General features: G+C 65.6%; 16 protein-coding genes. 10 read left to right on the top strand and 6 right to left on the bottom strand.

Translation table 11 applies throughout. From position 1 onward, the window contains the following. Positions 1–25: 25 nt before the first annotated feature. From ASF04_RS20085 to ASF04_RS20045, 9 genes are read left to right on the top strand one after another with little or no spacing between them, the layout of a single operon-like run. Positions 26–733: a cobalt-precorrin-7 (C(5))-methyltransferase gene (locus ASF04_RS20085; protein WP_056145733.1), complete on the top strand. Its 708-nt coding sequence runs from the start codon at positions 26–28 to the stop codon at positions 731–733. After that, a complete protein-coding gene (locus tag ASF04_RS20080; protein ID WP_056145730.1) occupies positions 730–2,346 on the top strand; it encodes a precorrin-8X methylmutase in 1,617 nt (538 codons plus the stop codon). Before ASF04_RS20085 ends, ASF04_RS20080 begins: the two co-directional genes overlap by 4 nt. Beyond that, complete coding sequence (gene cbiD / locus ASF04_RS20075) at positions 2,333–3,469, top strand: cobalt-precorrin-5B (C(1))-methyltransferase CbiD (protein ID WP_056145728.1); 1,137 nt, start codon at positions 2,333–2,335, stop codon at positions 3,467–3,469. The genes ASF04_RS20080 and cbiD overlap by 14 nt, the downstream gene beginning before the upstream one ends. Next, on the top strand, positions 3,466–4,197 hold the full coding sequence (gene cobI / locus ASF04_RS20070) for a precorrin-2 C(20)-methyltransferase (RefSeq protein ID WP_056145725.1): 732 nt from the start codon (positions 3,466–3,468) through the stop codon (positions 4,195–4,197). Before cbiD ends, cobI begins: the two co-directional genes overlap by 4 nt. After that, positions 4,198–4,974: a precorrin-4 C(11)-methyltransferase gene (gene cobM, locus ASF04_RS20065; protein ID WP_056145722.1), complete on the top strand. Its 777-nt coding sequence runs from the start codon at positions 4,198–4,200 to the stop codon at positions 4,972–4,974. Further along, positions 4,971–5,741 carry a cobalamin biosynthesis protein gene (locus tag ASF04_RS20060; RefSeq protein ID WP_056145719.1) on the top strand — a complete coding sequence of 257 codons (771 nt, stop codon included), beginning with the start codon at positions 4,971–4,973 and terminating at the stop codon, positions 5,739–5,741. The genes cobM and ASF04_RS20060 overlap by 4 nt, the downstream gene beginning before the upstream one ends. After that, a complete protein-coding gene (gene cobJ, locus ASF04_RS20055; RefSeq protein ID WP_056145716.1) occupies positions 5,741–7,306 on the top strand; it encodes a precorrin-3B C(17)-methyltransferase in 1,566 nt (521 codons plus the stop codon). The genes ASF04_RS20060 and cobJ overlap by 1 nt, the downstream gene beginning before the upstream one ends. Beyond that, complete coding sequence (locus tag ASF04_RS20050) at positions 7,303–8,406, top strand: GTP-binding protein (protein WP_056145713.1); 1,104 nt, start codon at positions 7,303–7,305, stop codon at positions 8,404–8,406. Before cobJ ends, ASF04_RS20050 begins: the two co-directional genes overlap by 4 nt. A 43-nt stretch (positions 8,407–8,449) precedes the next feature. Beyond that, positions 8,450–9,019 carry a HupE/UreJ family protein gene (locus ASF04_RS20045; protein WP_056145710.1) on the top strand — a complete coding sequence of 190 codons (570 nt, stop codon included), beginning with the start codon at positions 8,450–8,452 and terminating at the stop codon, positions 9,017–9,019. Positions 9,020–9,034: 15 nt separating this feature from the next. On the opposite strand, the gene ASF04_RS20040 is transcribed toward ASF04_RS20045, so the two are convergent. Together ASF04_RS20040 and ASF04_RS20035 are read right to left on the bottom strand one after the other, a co-directional pair. Next, entirely contained in the window at positions 9,035–9,250 is a 216-nt protein-coding gene (locus ASF04_RS20040; protein WP_056145708.1) for a hypothetical protein, read from the bottom strand. 73 nt (positions 9,251–9,323) lie between these two features. After that, positions 9,324–11,039, bottom strand: coding sequence for a thiamine pyrophosphate-dependent enzyme (locus ASF04_RS20035; RefSeq protein ID WP_056145705.1), 1,716 nt, complete (start codon positions 11,037–11,039; stop codon positions 9,324–9,326). Positions 11,040–11,200: 161 nt separating this feature from the next. Here ASF04_RS20035 and ASF04_RS20030 point away from each other — a divergent pair, with 161 nt between their 5' ends. Further along, a complete protein-coding gene (locus ASF04_RS20030; protein WP_056145703.1) occupies positions 11,201–13,753 on the top strand; it encodes an excinuclease ABC subunit UvrA in 2,553 nt (850 codons plus the stop codon). A gap of 58 nt (positions 13,754–13,811) precedes the next feature. On the opposite strand, the gene ASF04_RS27860 is transcribed toward ASF04_RS20030, so the two are convergent. From ASF04_RS27860 to ASF04_RS20015, 4 genes are all read right to left on the bottom strand, one after another. Continuing rightward, complete coding sequence (locus ASF04_RS27860; RefSeq protein WP_019921259.1) at positions 13,812–13,967, bottom strand: hypothetical protein; 156 nt, start codon at positions 13,965–13,967, stop codon at positions 13,812–13,814. An 81-nt stretch (positions 13,968–14,048) separates the two neighbouring features. Continuing rightward, a complete protein-coding gene (locus tag ASF04_RS20025) occupies positions 14,049–15,761 on the bottom strand; it encodes a tannase/feruloyl esterase family alpha/beta hydrolase (protein ID WP_200931122.1) in 1,713 nt (570 codons plus the stop codon). A gap of 94 nt (positions 15,762–15,855) precedes the next feature. Beyond that, entirely contained in the window at positions 15,856–17,028 is a 1,173-nt protein-coding gene (locus ASF04_RS20020; RefSeq protein WP_056145697.1) for an ABC transporter substrate-binding protein, read from the bottom strand. A 36-nt stretch (positions 17,029–17,064) separates the two neighbouring features. Further along, positions 17,065–18,939 carry a feruloyl-CoA synthase gene (locus tag ASF04_RS20015; RefSeq protein WP_056145692.1) on the bottom strand — a complete coding sequence of 625 codons (1,875 nt, stop codon included), beginning with the start codon at positions 18,937–18,939 and terminating at the stop codon, positions 17,065–17,067. Between the last annotated feature and the right edge of the window lie 6 nt (positions 18,940–18,945).

The raw sequence follows: 18,945 nt of genomic DNA, 5'->3' as shown, positions 1-18,945 counted from the left end.
TCTCGTAAAGTTATCAGGAGTAGTAATGATTATTTGTATAGGCGCCGGCCCCGGCGACATCGGTTACCTGACCCAGCGCGGCGCGGAGTTGATCCGTGACGCCGACGTGGTGGCCGGCTTCGAGGCTGTGCTCAACGTGGTGCGCAGCCTGATTCCCGAGACCGCGCGTGTGATCAGCATGGGTTACCGCGACCAGGTCGAGCAGCTCGACAAGGTGGCAGTGGAACACCACGCCGGCAAAAAATGCGTGGTCGTGTTCATGGGCGATATCCATTTCAGCGGCTTCCAGTATCTAGAACGCGTGGAGCGCGCCTGCGGCCACCCGGTCGAATCGCTGCCAGGCATTTCGTCGGCGCAGATCCTGGCGTCTCGCGCCAAGGTGTGCTTCGACGAGACCACGTTCATTACCTTCCACCGCCGTGGCGACCTGGAACCATTCAAACGCCACCTGGTGCACGTGCTGCAAGACCAGCGCAACGCCATCGTGATCCCGTGCCCGTGGGATGCGGCGCGCTCGTTCATGCCGTGGCATATCGCCAAGTACCTGATCGAACAGGGCATCCCGCCGAACCAGCCCACCGAAGTGTGGGAAAACCTCACCCGTGGCGAAGCCGAGTGGCATGGCACGCTGGCCGAATGCGCCGAGCGCGAAGTGTCGGACATGAGCATCATGCTGATCCGCACCATGGCGCCGATGGCCAGCCAGATCGAACCGGCGCCGGTGGTGGCATGAGCGGTGGCGATCAATTCGGCATCGTGATCGCGGGCCATGGCAGCCGCGACCCGGACGCCGTGCGCGAATTCGAAGCGCTGGTGGAGCTGATCAAGCTGCGCGCGCCGCAGGACGTGGTCACCCACGGCTACCTGGAATTCGCCACGCCGACGATTGCGGAAGCGGTGGCGGCCAACCTGGCCGGCGGCACCAGACAGGTAGCGATCGTGCCCGGCGTGCTGCTGGCTGCCCGTCACGCCAAGAACGACATGCCAGCCGAAATGCAGGCCGCCGCGCGCGACTATCCCGAGATCGATTTCCACTTCGGGGCGCCGATGAACCTCGATCCCAAGCTGCTGCAACTGGCGCAGGAGCGCATCGTCGCTGCTGAGGCACTGTCACCCAATACCGTGCGCCGCTCGGACACCTGCCTGGTGGTCGTCGGTCGTGGCACCACCGACCCCGACGCCAACGGCGAAGTGGCCAAGCTGGCGCGCATGCTCGAAGAAGGGCTGGGCTTCGGTGCGGCCTACGTCTGCTATTCCGGAACCGCCAGTCCGCTGGTTGCCGACGGCCTGCGCAGCGCCGCAAAGCTCGGCTACGCGCGCGTGGTGGTGCTGCCGTTCTTCCTGTTCGACGGTGTGCTGGTCAAGCGCATCTACGCTGCGGCCGACGACCTGGCCGAGCGCGAGCCGGGCCTGGAAGTGCTCAAGGCCGGCTACCTGGGCGTGCATCCGTTGATGGCCGACGTGATGATCGAACGCGCGCGCGAAGCGGTGGCCGGTCGCGCGGCGATGAACTGCTCGCTGTGCAAGTACCGCGTGCAGATCGTCGGCTTCGAGCAGCAGGTGGGCGAGCCGCAGCAGGCGCATCACCTGGCGGTGCGTGCGCTATCGGCCAGGCTGAACGAGCCGGTTGCGGCGCAACCGACGCAGTACAAACCTTACCTGCCGCATCCGATCGAAGCGGAGAGTTTCCGCATCATCGCCGACGGCCGCGACTGGACGCCATTCCCGCAGGACCAGCTGACCATCCTGCAACGGCTGGTGCACACCAGCGGCGACTTCGACGCCGTCAACGACATGTATTTCTCGCCGGGCGCGGTGGACAGCGGCATCCGCGCGCTGCTGCGCTGCAAACGCATCCTCACCGATGTGACCATGGTGCAGACTGGGCTCAAGCGCGCGCTGCTCGAAGAGCTGGGCATCGACACCTGGTGCGGCGTGCATGACCGCGAAACGCATTTGATGTCCGAACAATACGGCATCACCCGTTCGGCGGCCGGCATTCGCCGTGGCTGGGAAAAATTCGGCAACGACGTGGTGGTCTCGATCGGCGACGCGCCGACCGCGATTGCCGAAGCCACGCGCCTGATCCGCGACCATGGCTGGCGCCCGCAACTGGTGATCGGCCTGCCGGTGGGCTTTGTCGGCACGCGCGAGACCAAGGAAGATTTGCGCCGCTGCCTGCAAGTGCCGCGCATTACCAACCGCGGCACGCGCGGCGGTTCGCCGTGGGCGGCCAGCGTGGTCAATGGTCTGATGATCGATGCGTTGAACGGCTTGGCGGCGCAACAAGCGGCTGAACAAGCGGCAGAACCGGCGGCAGTGCCGAGGGAAGATGTCGCTGGCTGAACGCCAGCCGTTCGACCTTGGCGTCCTGGCCCTGAACGGCTTGCGGCGCGGACGCACCACGGGCAGTTGCGCCACGGCGGCCGTCAAGGCGGCACTGCGGCTGCTGCTGCAAGGCGTGCGCGTATCGAAGGTGGATATCGGCCTGCCCGATGGCGCCCATTACTTGTCGGTGCCGATCCAGGCGGTGGAGTGGCTCGAGCCGGGGCAGGTGGTGCGCGCCGAAGTGATCAAGGATGGCGGCGACGATCCCGATAACACGCACGGCGCCACCATCTTCGCGGAAGTGCGGCGCAACGAGGCCGGCGAGGTGCGGTTCTTCGCCGGCCGTGGCGTGGGCACGGCAACCTTGCCCGGTTTGCGGGTGGCGGTGGGCGAACCGGCCATCAACCCGGTGCCACGCAAGATGATGCGCGAGGCCGTGGCCGATGTGATGCAGGGCGCAGAGCAGGGTTTTGATCTGACCATTGGCTGCGAAGGCGGCGAGATCATCGCCACCAAGACCTTCAATCCGCGCCTGGGCATTGTGGGCGGCATCTCGATCCTCGGCACGTCCGGCATCGTGGAACCGATGTCGCTGTCCACGTGGATTGCGTCGGTGGAGGTGTATATCCGGGTGGCGCTGGCGGGAGACCAGCAGTGCGTGGCTTACCTGCCGGGCAAGATCGGCCGTGAGTTCGCGCGCGACGTGTTGCAGCTGCCGGAGAAGCGCACGGTGCAGATCGCGAACTTCCTCGGCGACGCGCTCGATTTTACCGAGCAGGTGCTGGTGGAAGAGCAGCGCACGCTCGACGTGTTGTGGCTGGCCGGCCACCCGGGCAAGCTGGCCAAGGTGCTCGACGGCTGGTGGGATACGCATTCGAGCAAGAGCAAGATGGCCATGGGTGGCGTGGCCCGCGTGGCTTCGGAAATGGGATACGCACCAGCGATGGTGCAGCAAATTGAAAACGCCAATACAGTGGAAGCAGCAATGGATATATTAAGGCAGGAACCGGGCGCGCCAGCCTTCTGGCGCGAAATCGAACACCGCATCGCGGCGCTGGCGCGCGCGCGTGTGCCCTCGGCGCGCCGCATCGAGGTGCGCCTGTTCGACCTGGCCGGCAATCTGCTCGGAGAGCACGCATGAAGCTCGGGACTCTTTACGGCATCGGCGTCGGCCCCGGCCCGGCCGGCTTCGTACCGGTGGCGGCGCTCGAGGCGCTGAGGCACGCGGACCTGATCTACGCGCCGCGCGCGCGGGGCGCAGCCGATTCGGTGGCGCTGCAATGCCTGGCCAGCGCCGGTTTCATTCCCGCCCCGGACAAGCTGCGCGAGATCGAGTTCAATATGGACCCGGACCGCTCGGTACTGAGCGAGCATTACGCCCAGCTGGCTGATGCGCTGGCGGTGGAACTGCGGGCGGGCCGCAACGTGGCCTACCTGACCATCGGCGACTCGCTCACGTATTCGACTTACGGCTACGTACTGGCCGGGCTGCGCGAACGGATTCCCGATCTGCCGCAGCGCACGTTCCCCGGCATTACCAGCTACGCGGCGGCGGCATCGGCGCTGGCCTGGCCGCTGGGCGAGGGCAAGGAACGGGTGCTGATCCTGCCATGCCCGGAGACGCCGCAAGAGCTGCGCCACGAGATCGAAACCCACGATATCGTGGTGCTGATGAAGGTGGGTACGCGCCTGCCATGGGTGCTCGACCTGCTGCGCGAGATGAAGATCGCCGACCACTGCGCGTTCGCGCGCCGGATCGGTTTGCCGGGTGAACTGCTGGCGTCCGGCGTGGCCGACCTGGTGGCCGATGATGCGATGGGTTACCTGGCCACCTTGCTGGTGCGCCGCAACCCGCGAAAGGACAGATAAATGAAAGTGTATTTTGTAGGCGCCGGCCCTGGCGCCGCCGATTTGATCACCCTGCGCGGCGCGCGCCTGCTGGGCAGCGTGCGCATGGTGCTGTACGCGGGTTCGCTGGTACCGGTGGAAATGCTCAGCCATTGTGCGCCCGACACCGAACTGCTCGACACCGCGCAGATGGACCTCGAACAGCAGCAGGCCTGCTATGTGCGCGCCAAGGAACAGGACATCGACGTGGTGCGTTTGCACTCGGGCGACCCGGCCATTTACGGCGCCACCGCCGAGCAGATGCGCCGCCTCGAAGCGCTGGGCATCGAGTATCAAATCGTGCCGGGCGTGTCGTCGTTTACGGCGGCAGCCGCTGCCATCGGCACCGAACTGACCAAGCCGGAAGTGTCGCAAAGCGTGATCCTCACGCGCGTCTCTGGCCGCGCATCGGCCGTGCCGGAACTGGAATCGATTGCACGGCTGGCCGAGCACCGCGCCACCATGTGCATCTTCCTCTCCGGGCCGCACCTGAAGAAAATCGTTACCGACCTGCTGCTGCACTATCCGCCGGAAACGCCGGTGAGCCTGGTGCACCGCGCCACCTGGCCGGAGCAGCGCAGCTATACCGGCACGCTGGGCACGATCCTGGAAGAGACCAAGCGCGGCGCCTGGAATCTCACCACGATGATGCTGGTGGGCGCGGCGCTCGACAAGGGCATCGCGGCCGAATCGAGCCTGTATTCGAAAGATTTCACCCATTTGTTCAGGGTGGTGAAAAAGAACGAGGAAGCGGCATGACATCCGCCGCACCGCTCGGCATCTGGCTGGTGCGCCCCGAAGGGGAAGCGCTGGCTGCCGCCTTGCAGGCACGCCTTGGCGGCGACATCTACCGCCCGTGGATCCAGCCGGACCTGGCGCAAAAGACCCAGTTCGCCGCCAGCTATCGGCGCCATGCGCAATGGATCATGGTGGGCGCCAGCGGCATCGCCGTGCGCTTCCTCGAAGGGCTGCCGGTCGATAAGCATACGGATCCCGCCGTGGTGGTGATCGACGAAGCAGGGCGCCACGCTGTGGCGCTGTTGTCCGGTCACGAGGGTGGCGGCAATATCCTGGCGTACCGGGTGGCAAACGTGGTGGGCGCGGCGCCCGTGGTCACCACCGCCACCGAAGCATTGAAGCCGCTGACGGTCGGTATCGGCTGCCGCAAGGGCGTGCCGGCCGCTCGCATCGAGGCAGCGGTCGTGCAGGCCTTGCTGTCTGCCGGCGACTACGGCATGCGCGACGTGCGCGAAGTGGCGACGGTGGACTTGAAGGCGCAAGAGCCGGGCTTGCTGGCGTTCTGCCTCCAGCATGACCTCCCGCTGCGCGTGTTCGCACGCGCCACCCTGGCCGCGCGGCCTTGGGTCACGAAGCCGTCGGACTGGGTACAACAGAATGTGGGACTGAACGGGGTGTGCGAACCCTGCGCCCTGGTGGCAAGCCCGCGTGGCGCGCTGCTGGTACCGAAAATGAGCCTGGACGGCGTCGCCGTTGCAGTGGTGCTGGATAAATGGATGGAAATTTGATGAGTGGTGTTTTGAATCTGGTCTCGGTGGGCCCCGGTTACGAGGACTTGATCGTCCCGCGTGCGATTGCGGCCCTGAAGGACAGCGACGTGATCGTCGCCTACGAACTGTATCTGCGCTGGATCGCGCCCCATATCGAGGGCAAGCAGATTTTCAGTCCGCCGTTGACGCAGGAGCGCGAACGCGCGCAACTGGCGATCGAGCATGCGCGCAATGGCGCCAGGGTCTCGCTGATTTCGAGTGGCGACATCGGCATCTACGCGATGGCCGCGCTGGCGTACGAGGAAATGCGCGAGGACGACACCTACACGGTGAACCTGGTGCCGGGCGTGACGTCGGCCAATGCCTGCGCATCGCTGCTCGGCTCTCCGCTGTCGCACGACTTTGCGACCTTGAGCCTGTCGGATCTGCTGTGCCCCTGGGAGTGGATCGAACACCGCGCGCGCCACATCGCCCAGGCCGACCTGGCCTGCGTAATGTACAACGTGCAGAGCGCCAGCCGCCAGGAAGGCGTGTACCGCGTGCTGCAACTGATGCTCGAATCGAAAGCGCCTGGCACCCTGTGCGGCGTGGTGCGCAATGCGTACCGCCCCGGTCAGCAGGTGGACATTTATCGCCTCGACGAACTGCCCGGCCTGAAGTTCGACATGCTGACCACCATCGTGGTCGGCAACCGGTTTACGGCAAAAAAGCGCGGCCAGATTTTCACCCCGCGCGGATATAACGACTGGGCGCAGCCGGAAGGTCCAAAAACACAACAGGAAGATCAACTGCCCGGGAATGCGGTATGGGTCTTCTCCGGCACCAGCGACGGCAATGCGCTGGCCGCCGACCTGGCCGCAGCCAATATCGGCCCGGTGGTGGTGTCGGCCGCCAGCGATCATGGCGGAGAAATCGCGCGCCAGGATTGCCCGGGCGTTGCCATCTGGTCGGGCCGGCAGGGCGTGGAAGCGCGCCGCCGCGTGTTGAACGCCAAGGGCGCGCGCATGCTGCTCGACGCCACCCATCCGTATGCGCGCAATATGTCGGAACAACTGATGGCGCTTTCAACGGAGCTGGGGATTCCCTACGTGCGCTTCGAGAGGCCCAGCGAGTACGCGCCGCACGATGGCGAAGCGTGCGCCACGATCGAGGACGCGGCTGCACGCGCCGTGGCCTCAGGCCAGCGCATCTTCCTGGCCACTGGCTCGAAAGACCTGGCCACCTTCATGCAAACTCCGAGCGCGGCTGACAAACAATGGTTCGTGCGTCAGACCGCCGAACCGGAACTGATCGAACGCGCCCTGGCGCTGGGCATCCCGCGCGAGCGCATCTGCGCCATGCAGGGGCCGTTCTCGGCCGAGTTCAATACCGCGCTGTGGCGCGACTGGGGCATCGACTGCGTGGTGACCAAGGACTCCGGCGGCGCTGGCGGTTACCAGGCCAAGGTGCAGGCGGCCAAGGCGCTCGGCATTCCGCTGCTGGTCGTGGCGCGGCCGCAACTGGCTTATCCGGCCATGGTGGCCAATGTGGCCGATGTCGTCGATGCGCTGCACGAACTCAAGCCGGGACCAGCCGCAGCATGAAGCAGCTGATTCCCGTCACCATCGTTACGGGCTTTCTCGGCGCCGGCAAGACCACGTTGCTGCGCAGCCTGGTCGAGCGCCGTCAGACGCGCCGGCTGGCGTTGCTGATCAACGAGTTCGGCGAGATCTCGGTGGACGGCGCCGTGGTGCGCGATGCGGTGGGGGCCAACACGCAGATACACGTGCAGGACTTCGCCCACGGCCTGATCGCCTACGGCGACGACGAGCAGTTCGTGCCGGCCATGCTGGCCCTGGCCGCGCGTCGCGCCAACATCGACCATGTGCTGATCGAGACGTCCGGCCTGGCGCTGCCCACGGCCGTGATGGAGCAGTTGCAAGGCCCCGAACTGGCCGAGCACTTCATCCTCGACGCCACGCTGGCCGTGGTCGATACGCCGCTGCTGCTGTCGGACCGCTTCGAACACGGTGGCGGCGACGCACCGGCCGCCACCATGTTCGACCAGCAGCTCGAGTATGCCGACGTGGTGGTGTTCAACAAGATCGATGGCGTCGATGAAGACGCTCTACTGGCGGCCGAAACGCGGGTGCGCGAACGCGCGCCCAAGGTGCGCTTCCTCGAACTGGCCTACAACGCGCAGCTCGATATCCGCCTGGCGCTGGGACTGCGGCTGCACCAGCCCACGCGCATCGAGCACGCCCATGTGTATGCAGCGGTGGCCACCATGCCCGGCCAGGATGCAGCGCCGCTGGCGGTGCAGACGCGGCTCAACGGCCATGCCCATTCGGGCCTGGGCGCGCACAGCCACGGCCTGGCCACCCACAAGCATTTCCACGAGCAGGATCCGGGCTGGCTGTCGTTCGTGCTGCGCAGCGATGCGCCGCAGGACGCGGACCAGCTGGCGCAGGCGCTGTCGGAAGCCGCCAGGGCCGAACCGATTTTGCGCAGCAAGGGCTATGTGCACAGCGAAGATGGCGACGGCGCCTTGCTGGTGCAGGGCGTGCGCACGCGGGTGTCGGTCCATCGCGACCGTGACCGCGCCACGGCGCCGCGCTCGCAACTGGTCTTCATCGGTTACCACATCAATCGCGGCAAGATCGCCGCGCTGCTGTCGGAACGCACCGGTACCAAATGGCACTAACGGCACTAATGGCACTAATTTAATTTATCAAAAAGGGGAAACCATGAATTCGAAAAGCAAACTGTTATTGGTAATGACACTGGCCGCAAGCGGCAGCGCCATGGCGCACCCGGGCCATGCCGAAGGTGCCGTCGCGGGCCTGATGCATCCGCTCACCGGCCTCGATCACATCCTGGCGATGGTGGCTGTGGGCCTGTGGGCCGCGCAACTGGGCGGCCGCGCGCAGTGGCTGCTGCCGGCCAGCTTTGTCGGCTTCCTGGCGGTGGGCGGTGTGCTGGGCGCCAGCGGCTTCGTGCTGCCGATGGCGGAGGCGGGCATCGTCACGTCGGTGCTGCTGCTGGGCCTTCTGATCGGCTTTGCGGTGAAACTGAAGGCCGCGCCGGCGGCGCTGGCAGTGGGCGTGTTCGCGCTGTGCCACGGCTACGCGCACGGCGTGGAAATGCCGGCCATGGGCAGCGGCATGTTGTACGGTATGGGTTTCGTGGCCGCCAGCGCCGCACTGCACGTGTCGGGCCTGGGCCTGGCGCGCGCGGTGCAATCGCGCGGCAACTGGCTGCGCGCCAGTGGCGCAGCCATTTCGCTTGCGGGTGTGTGGCTCGGTCTCGCCGCCTGATTCCGTGATTCGGGATTAACTCTCTCTCATGCCGCGCAGGTGCTCGACGTCGGTGACAGCCTTCTGCCACACGGCGTCGGCATCGCTGATCGATCCCACTTGCAGCGGCAGGTTGCAGTCCTTGAGGACTTTACCGGCCAGTGAAATCTTGTAGCGCAGCGCCGTGTATTCGATATCGTAAGTCTTCTTCTGTCCCTGCCGGCGAACATAGGTGTCGTGTGATGCTGGCATATCTCCTCCCATGGTTTGAATTCTCAGGTTAGCACGCCATCCCGAAAAGTGAAGCGAATTCGGGACGGTCGTGCTATTTGATGAAATTATCCTTGATCAGATCCAGCACGTCGCCACCGCGACCGCTGAGCACTGCCTTGGCCGAATACAGCGCGGTGCCCAGCACCTGCGCCGCCTCCACCGCTGGCGGCATCACCAGTTCGAATTTGTCGGTGGTCACGTCCAGCAGCGCCGGTCCGGGATGTGCCAGCCATTCGATCACCGCGCGCTCGAGCGCAGCGGCCGACTCCACGCGGATGCCGTGGATGCCCATGGCCTCGGCCACCCTGGCAAAGTCCGGATTTTTCAATTCCGTGTAAGCGTCGAGCAGCCCTTCGACCTTTTGTTCGAGTTCCACGAAGCCCAGCGAGCCGTTGTTGAACACTGCCACCTTGATGGCGATATTTTCCTGTACTGCAGTAATCAGGTCGCCCAGCAGCATGGTCAGACCGCCGTCGCCCGACAATGCAATCACCTGCCGGTCGGGGAAAGCCTTCTTGGCGCCCAGCGCCTGCGGCATGGCGTTGGCCATGGTGCCGTGGGTGAGGCTGATCACGGTGCGGCGGGTGCCGACTGCGCGGGTATGGCGCAGCGCCCACACCATCGGCGAGCCGCAGTCCGCCGTGAAGATGGCGTCTTCGCTGGCATGCTTGTCGATCAGCGCGGTGAGATACTGCGGACGGATGGTGTCGCCGTCGCCGGGCGTGGCGCGCTCATTGAGGTTGGACATGGCCTTGTGGTAGCGCCCCACGCAGTGATCGAGCCAGGTGCTGTCGCCCCGGGCCTGCACGCGGGGCATCAGCGCGCGCAGGGTGTCGGCAATGTCGCCCACCACGCCCAGTTCCACTGGATGACGGCGGCCCAGGTGGGTGGGATCGAGATCGATCTGGATGATGCGTGCGTGGCTCGGGTAGAACTGGCGCCACGCAAAGTCGCAGCCCAACAGCAGCAGCGTGTCGCATTCGAGCACGGCGTGATAGCCCGACTCCACGCCGAATACTCCGGTCATGCCGACGTTATACGGGTTGTTCGGCTCGATAAAATCCTTGGCGCGCGAAGTGTGGGCGATCGGCGCCTTCATGCGTTCGGCCAGCGCCATCAACGCCCCATGCGCGTGCTCGCAGCCGGAACCGCCATAAATGGCGATCTTCTGGCCGGCGTTGAGGATCTCGGCCACGCGGTTGAGATCCGTTTCCGAAGGGCGCACATGCGGCTGCGCCAGGTGCACGGAAAAGTGCGGCTCGTCGCCGGCCGGCTCCTGCGAGACGTCGATCGACAGGATGATCACTGCCACGCCGCCTTTCGACAGCGCCGCCTGCGCTGCCATGGCCGTCACGCGGCGTGCCTGCGCGGGTGTGCGGATCTCCTGGCAAAACACGCTGCACTGGTCGAAGATTGGCTTGTAATCGACTTCCTGCGGAAAATCGAAACCCAGTTCATCGCGCTTGATCTGGCTGGCGATCAGCACGACCGGCGAACGGTTGCGGTGCGCTTCGAACAGGCCGTTGACAAAGTGCAGGCTGCCCGGCCCGCACGACCCGGCGCACAGCGCCAGGCGGTTGGCCACGGTGGCCTCGGCGCCGGCGGCAAAACCAGCTACTTCTTCGTGGCGCACATGTACCCATTCGATGTCGCTGCGGCGGATGGCGTCGGTGACGTAGTTGAGCGAGTCGCCCGGCACGCCCCAGCAGTGCCTGGCGCCTGCCTGCTGCAAGGTTTCGATGACGACTTCCGCGACTGTTTTTGCCATGGGGTGGTTCCTTGGTATGGTGAGTGGTATCGGTGGATAGCCGATCATGTGGCGTTCACCGCATGCCGTATGTTCGTTGCCGCACGCTAGGCGGCGTTGCACTGCGACGCGGTGTGACTGCTGGCTGATAATGCAGGCATACCATTCATTACAGCGATGCCATGTCCAAGTCCAAGTCCAAGCCCACCACCGATCATGTCGATACCGGTAGCGTGCGCGTGCGCGGCGCCCGCGAGCACAATCTGAAAAACGTCGATGTCGATATCCCGCGCAATGCACTGGTGGTGTTTACCGGCGTTTCCGGTTCCGGCAAATCATCGCTTGCCTTCGGCACGCTGTACGCCGAGGCCCAGCGCCGCTACCTGGAGTCGGTGTCGCCGTATGCGCGCCGGCTGTTCCACCAGATGGCCGTGCCCGAGGTGGACAGCATCGACGGCCTGCCGCCGGCCGTGGCCCTGCAACAGCAGCGCGGCGCCCCCACCACGCGGTCGTCGGTGGGCAGCGTCACCACGCTGTCGAATTCGATGCGCATGCTGTATTCGCGTGCCGGCGATTATCCGGCCGGGCAGGAATTGCTGTACGCGGAATCGTTCTCGCCCAATACGCCGCAAGGCGCGTGCCCACAGTGCCACGGTCTGGGCCGCGTGTACGAAGCGACCGAGCAATCGATGGTGCCCGACGACAGCCTGACCATCCGCGAACGCGCGGTAGCTGCCTGGCCCACTGCCTGGCACGGCCAGAACCTGCGCGACATCCTGGTCACGCTCGGACATGACGTTGATACGCCGTGGCGCGATCTGCCCAAAAAAGTGCGCGACTGGATACTGTTTACCGACGAGCAGCCCACGGTGCCGGTGTACGCGGGCCTGACGCCCGCCGAAACCAAGCGGGCATTGAAGCGCAAGGAAACCCCGAGCTACCAGGGCACGTTTACCGGCGCGCGTAAATATGTGCTGCAAACCTTTGCCGGCACCGAAAGCGCGATCATGAAAAAGCGCGTGGCGCAGTACCTGGTCGGCATGGATTGCCCGACGTGCCACGGCAAACGGCTGCGCACGGAATCGCTGTCGGTCACGTTCTGCGGCCACGACATCACCGAGATTGGCCGGTTGCCGCTCAAGCGCCTGGCCGAACTGCTGCTGCCGTTCGCCGAAGGGCGCGCCGTCAAACCGAAGGACGCCGCCAGGCATCCGGAAAAAGCCATCGTCACCCAACGCATCGCCGAGGACCTGGTGGCGCGCCTGGGCGTGCTGCTCGACCTGGGCCTCGGTTACCTGAGCATGGAGCGCGCCACGCCCACCTTGTCGCCGGGAGAATTGCAGCGCCTGCGGCTGGCGACGGCCGTGCGTTCATCGCTGTTCGGCGTGGTGTATGTGCTCGACGAACCGTCTGCGGGTCTGCATCCGGCCGACACCGAAGCGCTGCTGCGCGCGCTCGACCGGCTTAAGGGCGCAGGCAATTCGCTGTTCGTGGTCGAACATGCGCTCGACGTAATCCGCCACGCCGACTGGATCGTCGATGTGGGACCGCAGGCCGGAGAACACGGCGGCAAAGTGCTGTACAGCGGCACGCCGGACGGTTTGCGCGACGTGGCCGAATCGCGTACGGCCGGCTACCTGTTCGAGCGTATCGAACGCGATGCCCGGCCTCCACGCGCAGCCACCGGCAGCCTGCAACTGCGCGGTATCGAGCGCAACAACCTGCGCGCAGTCGATGTCGATATTCCGCTCGGCGTGATGACCTGCGTGAGCGGCGTGTCCGGCTCCGGCAAATCGAGCCTGGTGAGCCAGGCGCTGGTGCAGCTGGTGCGCGCACAACTGGGGCAGGATCATGTCGATGCCGAGCCGGAAGGCGCCGATCCGATGCTCGACGTCGGCGACGCGGGTGGTGCGATACCGCTCAAGGGCCGTATCGTCCACGGCATGCAGGGCGTGCGCCGGCTGGTACAGGTCGATCAGAAGCCGATCGGCCGCACGCCGCGCTCCAACCTGGCCACCTACACCGGCCTGTTCGACCACGTGCGCAAGCTGTTTGCCGCCACCCGCGCGGCGCGCGCCCGCAAGTTCGATGCCGGGCGTTTCTCGTTCAACGTCGCCAAGGGCCGTTGCCCCAACTGCGCGGGCGAGGGCTTCGTCATGGTGGAGCTGCTGTTTTTACCGAGCGTGTACGCGCCATGTCCCGAGTGCGAGGGCGCACGCTACAACCCGGAGACGCTGGCCGTGCGCTACAACGACCGTAATATCGCCGAGGTATTGAAACTCACCGTCGATGCGGCAGCCGAGTTCTTTGCCGACCAGCCGCCGCTGCGCCACGCGCTCGACGTGCTGCGCGCGGTGGGCCTCGGTTACCTGCGCCTGGGCCAGCCGGCCACCGAGCTGTCGGGTGGCGAGGCGCAGCGCATCAAGCTGGCAACCGAATTGCAGCGCGCCAGCCGGGGCGACACTTTATATGTGCTCGATGAACCGACCACCGGCCTGCATCCGTCCGATATCGATCTGCTGCTCACGCAATTGCATGGGCTCGTCGATGCGGGCAATACGGTGGTGCTGGTCGAGCACAATATGCAGGTGCTGGCGGCGGGGGACTGGGTGATCGACGTGGGGCCGGGAGCTGGCGAGGAGGGGGGCGCGATCGTGTTTGCGGGCACGCCGGCAACGCTGGCGAAGTGCAAGGGAAGCCGGACAGCTCCTTATTTGCGAAAAATGCTTGGTTAGCTGGTTTTGGTTCCTTCGGTCCCGCCTGCGCGGGACCGAAGAAATTCCGGCTGCAGAATCACACCGGCGGCTGGTTTTTCACGGAGTTGCGGTACTTGAGCCGTGCTGCGTCGCGTTTGACCGCTTCCGCCGCGATATTGCTGGCCTTGATCAGGCGCCGCTCGTCCTTGCCCCGGTGCTGGGCGATATGCTTGTTGCCGATGCGCTTGGTCATGATGTCTCCGTGTGATGAAAGGTGGAGCACCGAGCATAGACCCGGCAACCGGGACGCTCTGTTAGTCAGCTAACCGAAAGTCTACGAACAGCTGAAGTTCGCCGCATCCTCGATACTGCCGCTGCCCTTGTACTTTGCGGCTTTCGGATACGGGCACAGTGGCCGGGAACGCGCCGGCGACCATGCCGCCGGTACGCTGGCGTTCACACCACCGGCATTGCCCGCGCCGCGTGCGCTGGCCGTCACGCTGTCGGGCGCCACGCCTTTTTCCACCCAGTTCACCAGAGGCGTCAGCATGTCGAACTGCTCGGCGCTTGGCCCGCCCGAGCAGTGGTTCATGCCCGGCACCTGGTAGTAACGCGCGAAGTTGGAAGCGTCGCCGCCGTTGGCGGTGCGCAGGCCGTCGTACCAGGCGGCGCTGTCGTTGCTCGAGAAAATGGGATCGCTTGTGCCGTGATAGACCATCATCTTGGCGCCGCGATTTTTCAGCTGCGACAAATCGGTGGCATTGGGCGGCACCATGAACGACAGCGCGCTCTCCGTGAACAGGCCGCTGGTGGCGCCCACCTTGGTCAGCATGGCGGCAAGGTCGCCGTCGCGCACGAACGCCGCACCGTCGAACGTGGCGCCGTTTTCCGGCGGCGCCTGGAATACCAGGCCCACCGCGCCCGAGTCGCGCGTGGTCGGGCTGCTGAACTTCCAGCTGGCCCAGTCGGAAGTCGCCAGGCCCGCATCGTAAGGGAAACTGGTATAAATTCTGGTGCCGGCTGCCGTGGTGGCGCCGGCAAACAGGCCGCCGATGGTGGTTTTTTGCGCCACGCTCAAACAGCTGCCGTCGCGCGCGCCGGTACAGGTAGCCACATCGCGATTGAGGTCGAACGCCGCCTGGCACGCTTGCGTGTTCTGCACCATGCCGTCGGTGGCGCCATCGAGCGCGTCGCACTTGGCCAGCACCGCGTTGGACACCAGCGTGCGCTCGGCCGCCGTAAAACCGGTGGACGGATCGCCGGCGGTGGTGGCCAGCGAGGCGTAGGCCTTGCCGCCGGCGATGTTGGCCACTGCCGCCAACGGCAGCCGGTAGCCGGGGTTGCCGACCAACACGCCGTCGTACTGGTCGGCGTAGCGCGCTGCCGCCACCATCGCGTGGCGCCCGCCGTTGGAGCACCCGCCGATGTACGAGCGGTCCGGCTTTTTGCCGTACGCGGTTTCGATCAGGCTCTTGGCCATCGGCGTGAGCTTGCCCACGGCCTGGTAGCCGTAGTCGAGTCGTGCCTGCGGATCGGCGCCAAAGAAGGGCGTGGGCGCGCCATGGCCGGCGTCGGAACTGATCACGGCGAAGCCCTGGTTCAAGGCGTTGTCCAGCGGGCCGCCACCGCCCACCGGGCCGGTGGCCGGCACCACCGAGCCATCGAGACCGCCGTTGGCCTGATAGAAGAAGCGCCCGTTCCAGTTGGTGGGCAGGCGCATCTCGAAGCCGATCGCGTAGCGCTGGCCATCGACCGTGCTCACGCGGTCGAACATGCGGCCGGTGACCTGGCAGTGTGCCGGCACCGGCTTGCCGGCGATGGTGAGCGCACCGGCCGCAATGGCATTGGCGGCGGTGATGGTGGTGTTGGCAAGCTGGATCTTTGTCGCCAGGTCGGTGCACGATGCCAGCGTGGCGCCGGTGGCGGCGGCCAGTTGCGGCAGGGCCGGGGTGGCGGGCGTATTCGAGCCCAGGTTGGAGCTGCCGCCGGAGCAGGCGGTCAGCAGCAGGTTGGCGGCGATGATCGATAGTTTGAGCGTGGGTTGCATGGTGTCTCCTCGGTTCATTGCAAAAGCATGGGACGAGCCGGCCCGCGCAGCGTCTGCGGCTGCGTCGGACCTCGGGTGTACTACGGGTGGAAAGTTACTGCGGCGGGACGTCTTTGAGGGTGCCGATCGGCTGGTTCAGCAGCTTGCCGCTCACCTTGCGCACCTCTCGGATGTACATGTTCTGCACGATGTCGCGGGTGGCGGGATCGATGCTGATCGGGCCGCGCGGGCTGTCGAGCTTCATGCCGCTCAACACTTTGACAGCTTCGTCGCCGCTGATGTCGCCCTTGAGCTTACGGGCGGTCTCGTAGATCATGGCCATGGTGTCGTAGGCGGCCACGGTCACAAAGGTCGGCGGCGGACGGTTGGGCAGGGCGGCGGCGTAGGCGGCCAGGAAGGCCTTGTTGGCCGGGTTGTCCAGCGCGGTCGAGTAGTTCAGTACCGTGATGGCGCCCAGCGCGCGGTCACCCAGCGCTTCCAGCGTCGGCGAATCGCTGGTCATGTCGCCCACGCCCAGGAACTTGATGCCTGCCTTGTCCAGCCCCTTGTCGCTGAAAGCCTTGAGCAGCGCGGTGCCGTCCTCCGACCCCGGCGCGAAGAAGAACAGTGCATCGGGTTTTTCATCCTTGATGCGCTGGATGAATGGCGAGTAGTCGGGATTGGCCAGCGGCGAACGGGCCGATCCCACCACCTTGCCGCCGGCAGCCGTGAAGCCCTTGACGAACTTGGCCTCGGCGTCGTGGCCGGTGCTGTAGTCGCTCACCAGCGTGTATACCTTGCCCACCTTGTTCTGGCCCGACCAGGTGCCGAACGGCTCCGTCATCTGGTGCATGGTCATGCTGGTGCGCAGCATGTATGGCGACTTCGACGTGATGCCGGTGGTGACCGCGTTCATGACGATCATCGGAATCTTGGCCTTGGTGGCAATCGGCGCCACGGCCAGCGCACTTGGCGTGAGCGAGAAGCCCACCAGGAACTGCACCTTGTCGCGCGAGATCAGCTCCTGCGCGGCGCGCTTGGACAGGTCGGCATTGCTGCCGCCGTCGTCGCGGTAGATGATCTCGATCTTCTTGCCCGCCACGGTGCTGCCGTACTGCTGCATATAGGTCTTGATACCGTCTTCGAACGGCTTGCCGATATTGGCAAATGGTCCGGTCAGCGCGGCAATCACGCCGACCTTGATGGTGTCCTGGGCATATGCCGCATTCATGGTTAGCATTGCCGCGCCTACCGTCAGGCTCATGGCGGCCAGTTTGATGATTTTCATAGTGTCTCCGTTATAGTTGGTGATTTTTATCAGTTGCTATTCAGCGGTGATAACCTGTGGATCCGACCCCTCGTATAAAGCGTTGACCGTGGCCGCGCGGCGCGTGAGCACCGCTGCCTGGTTGATCGAGCCCTTGTCGGTGAGCTCGCGCTGATCGATGGACGGCGGCTCCGCCTGCAACAGCAGGCGGTCGATGCGCATCGACGAGCCGCTCGCGTCCTGGTTCAGGCGTTGCAGCAATTGCCGGAACCATTCCCGTACCGGCGCGCTGGCCAGCACCTCGGCGGCAGTGGCGCCTTCGCCAAGGCAGGCCAGGTTCTGGCAGTGTTCCAGGCGCGGGAATACCAGTAGGCCAATGGCGCTGCGGTCGATGCCGGTGACCACGGCGTCGAGCACATACGGTGTGGCCGCGCTGATCACGCGCGCCCGCAGCGGCCCCACGCTCACGAACGTGCCGGTATCGAGCTTGAAGTCTTCGGCGATGCGGCCATCGAACATGAAGCCCAGTTCCGGGTGCTCCGGCTCGGCGAAGCGCAGCGCGTCGCCGGTGCGATAGTAACCTTCCTCGTCGAAGGCGTCGGCAGTCAGGTCCGGTGCGCGCCAGTAGCCGGGCATCACGTGCGGTCCCTTGAAGCGCGCTTCGAGCTTGCCGCCCACCGGCACCAGCTTGACCTGGCAGCCCGGGACCGGCACACCGACGTAGCCGGCCTTGATGATGCTGCCGGTACCGAAGGTGCACGACGGCGACGTCTCGGTCATGCCCAGGCCCGTGATAATGCGGATCGATTCGCCGGTCTGGCGGATGCCCGCCTGGTCGAGCCGGTCCCACGCCGCCTGCGACAGTCCCGCGCCCGCGCACAGGAACAGCTTGACGCGCGAGAAGAAGTTGGCCGACAGCGTGGCATCGGTCTCCATGGCGTCGGTCAGCATCTCGAAACCCTTCGGGATGTTGAAGTACATGGTGGGCGCGATTTCGGCCAGGTTGCGCAGCGTGACGCCGAAATCGCGCGGCGTCGGTTTGCCGTCGTCCAGGTACAGCGTGCCGCCGTTATACAGCGCCATGCCCACGTTGTGGCTGCCGCCAAAGGTGTGGTTCCACGGCAGCCAGTCCACCAGCACCGGCGGCTCGTCGCCCATGAACGGAAAACTTTGCAGCAGCATTTGCTGGTTGCTGCACAACATGCCGTGCGTGGTGATGACAGCCTTGGGCTTCTTGGTGGAACCGGACGTGAACAGGAACTTGGCGATGGTGTGCTCGTTCACGGCCGCATGGGCTGCCTGCACCGACGCTGGCACGGCATCGAGCAGCGCGGCAAAGCGCAGTGCTTCCTGCTCCGCCACCTCGCCGTGCGCCAGCACCAGCCGCACGTCGGCTGGCAACGCCGGCAGCACCGCATTGATCGCACGGTTGTACGCGGCGCCGTCGCTGGCATAGATCGCGCCCGGCGTCAGGCGCTCGAGCATGTCGGCCAGCTTGGTGAAATCGGTGGCCACCAGCGAATACGACGGCGACACCGGTGCGAACGGCACGCCGGCATACATCGCGCCCAGCGCCAGCTGGTAGTGTTCGAGATCGTTCCCGGACAGGATTACCAGCGGCCGGTCGGCCGACAGCCCCAGGTCGAGCAGTGCCTGGCCGATGCGGCGCGCGCGGTCCAGCATCTGCGCGTAGCTGATGCGGATCCATTCGCCGTCCGGGCCGCGCCGGGCCACCGCGGTGCGGTCCGGGTGCAGCGCGGCGCCCGATTCCAGGCGGTCGGTAAAGCGCGGCGGATAGGCGTCCAGCGGCGTGACGGCGTCCACGTGCCACAACCCGTCGTCCTGCCAGGTTGCGATCTCGGGATTGCCCAGTTTGACCGGGCGCCGTTTTACTGTACCGATGGTCGGCTCCGCATTCAAAGACTGATTCATGCGGAG

The sequence above is a fragment of the Duganella sp. Leaf61 genome (assembly GCF_001421905.1).
Lineage (GTDB): Bacteria > Pseudomonadota > Gammaproteobacteria > Burkholderiales > Burkholderiaceae_D > Rugamonas > Rugamonas zoogloeoides.
This window is presented reverse-complemented; position numbering and strand designations above follow the sequence as displayed.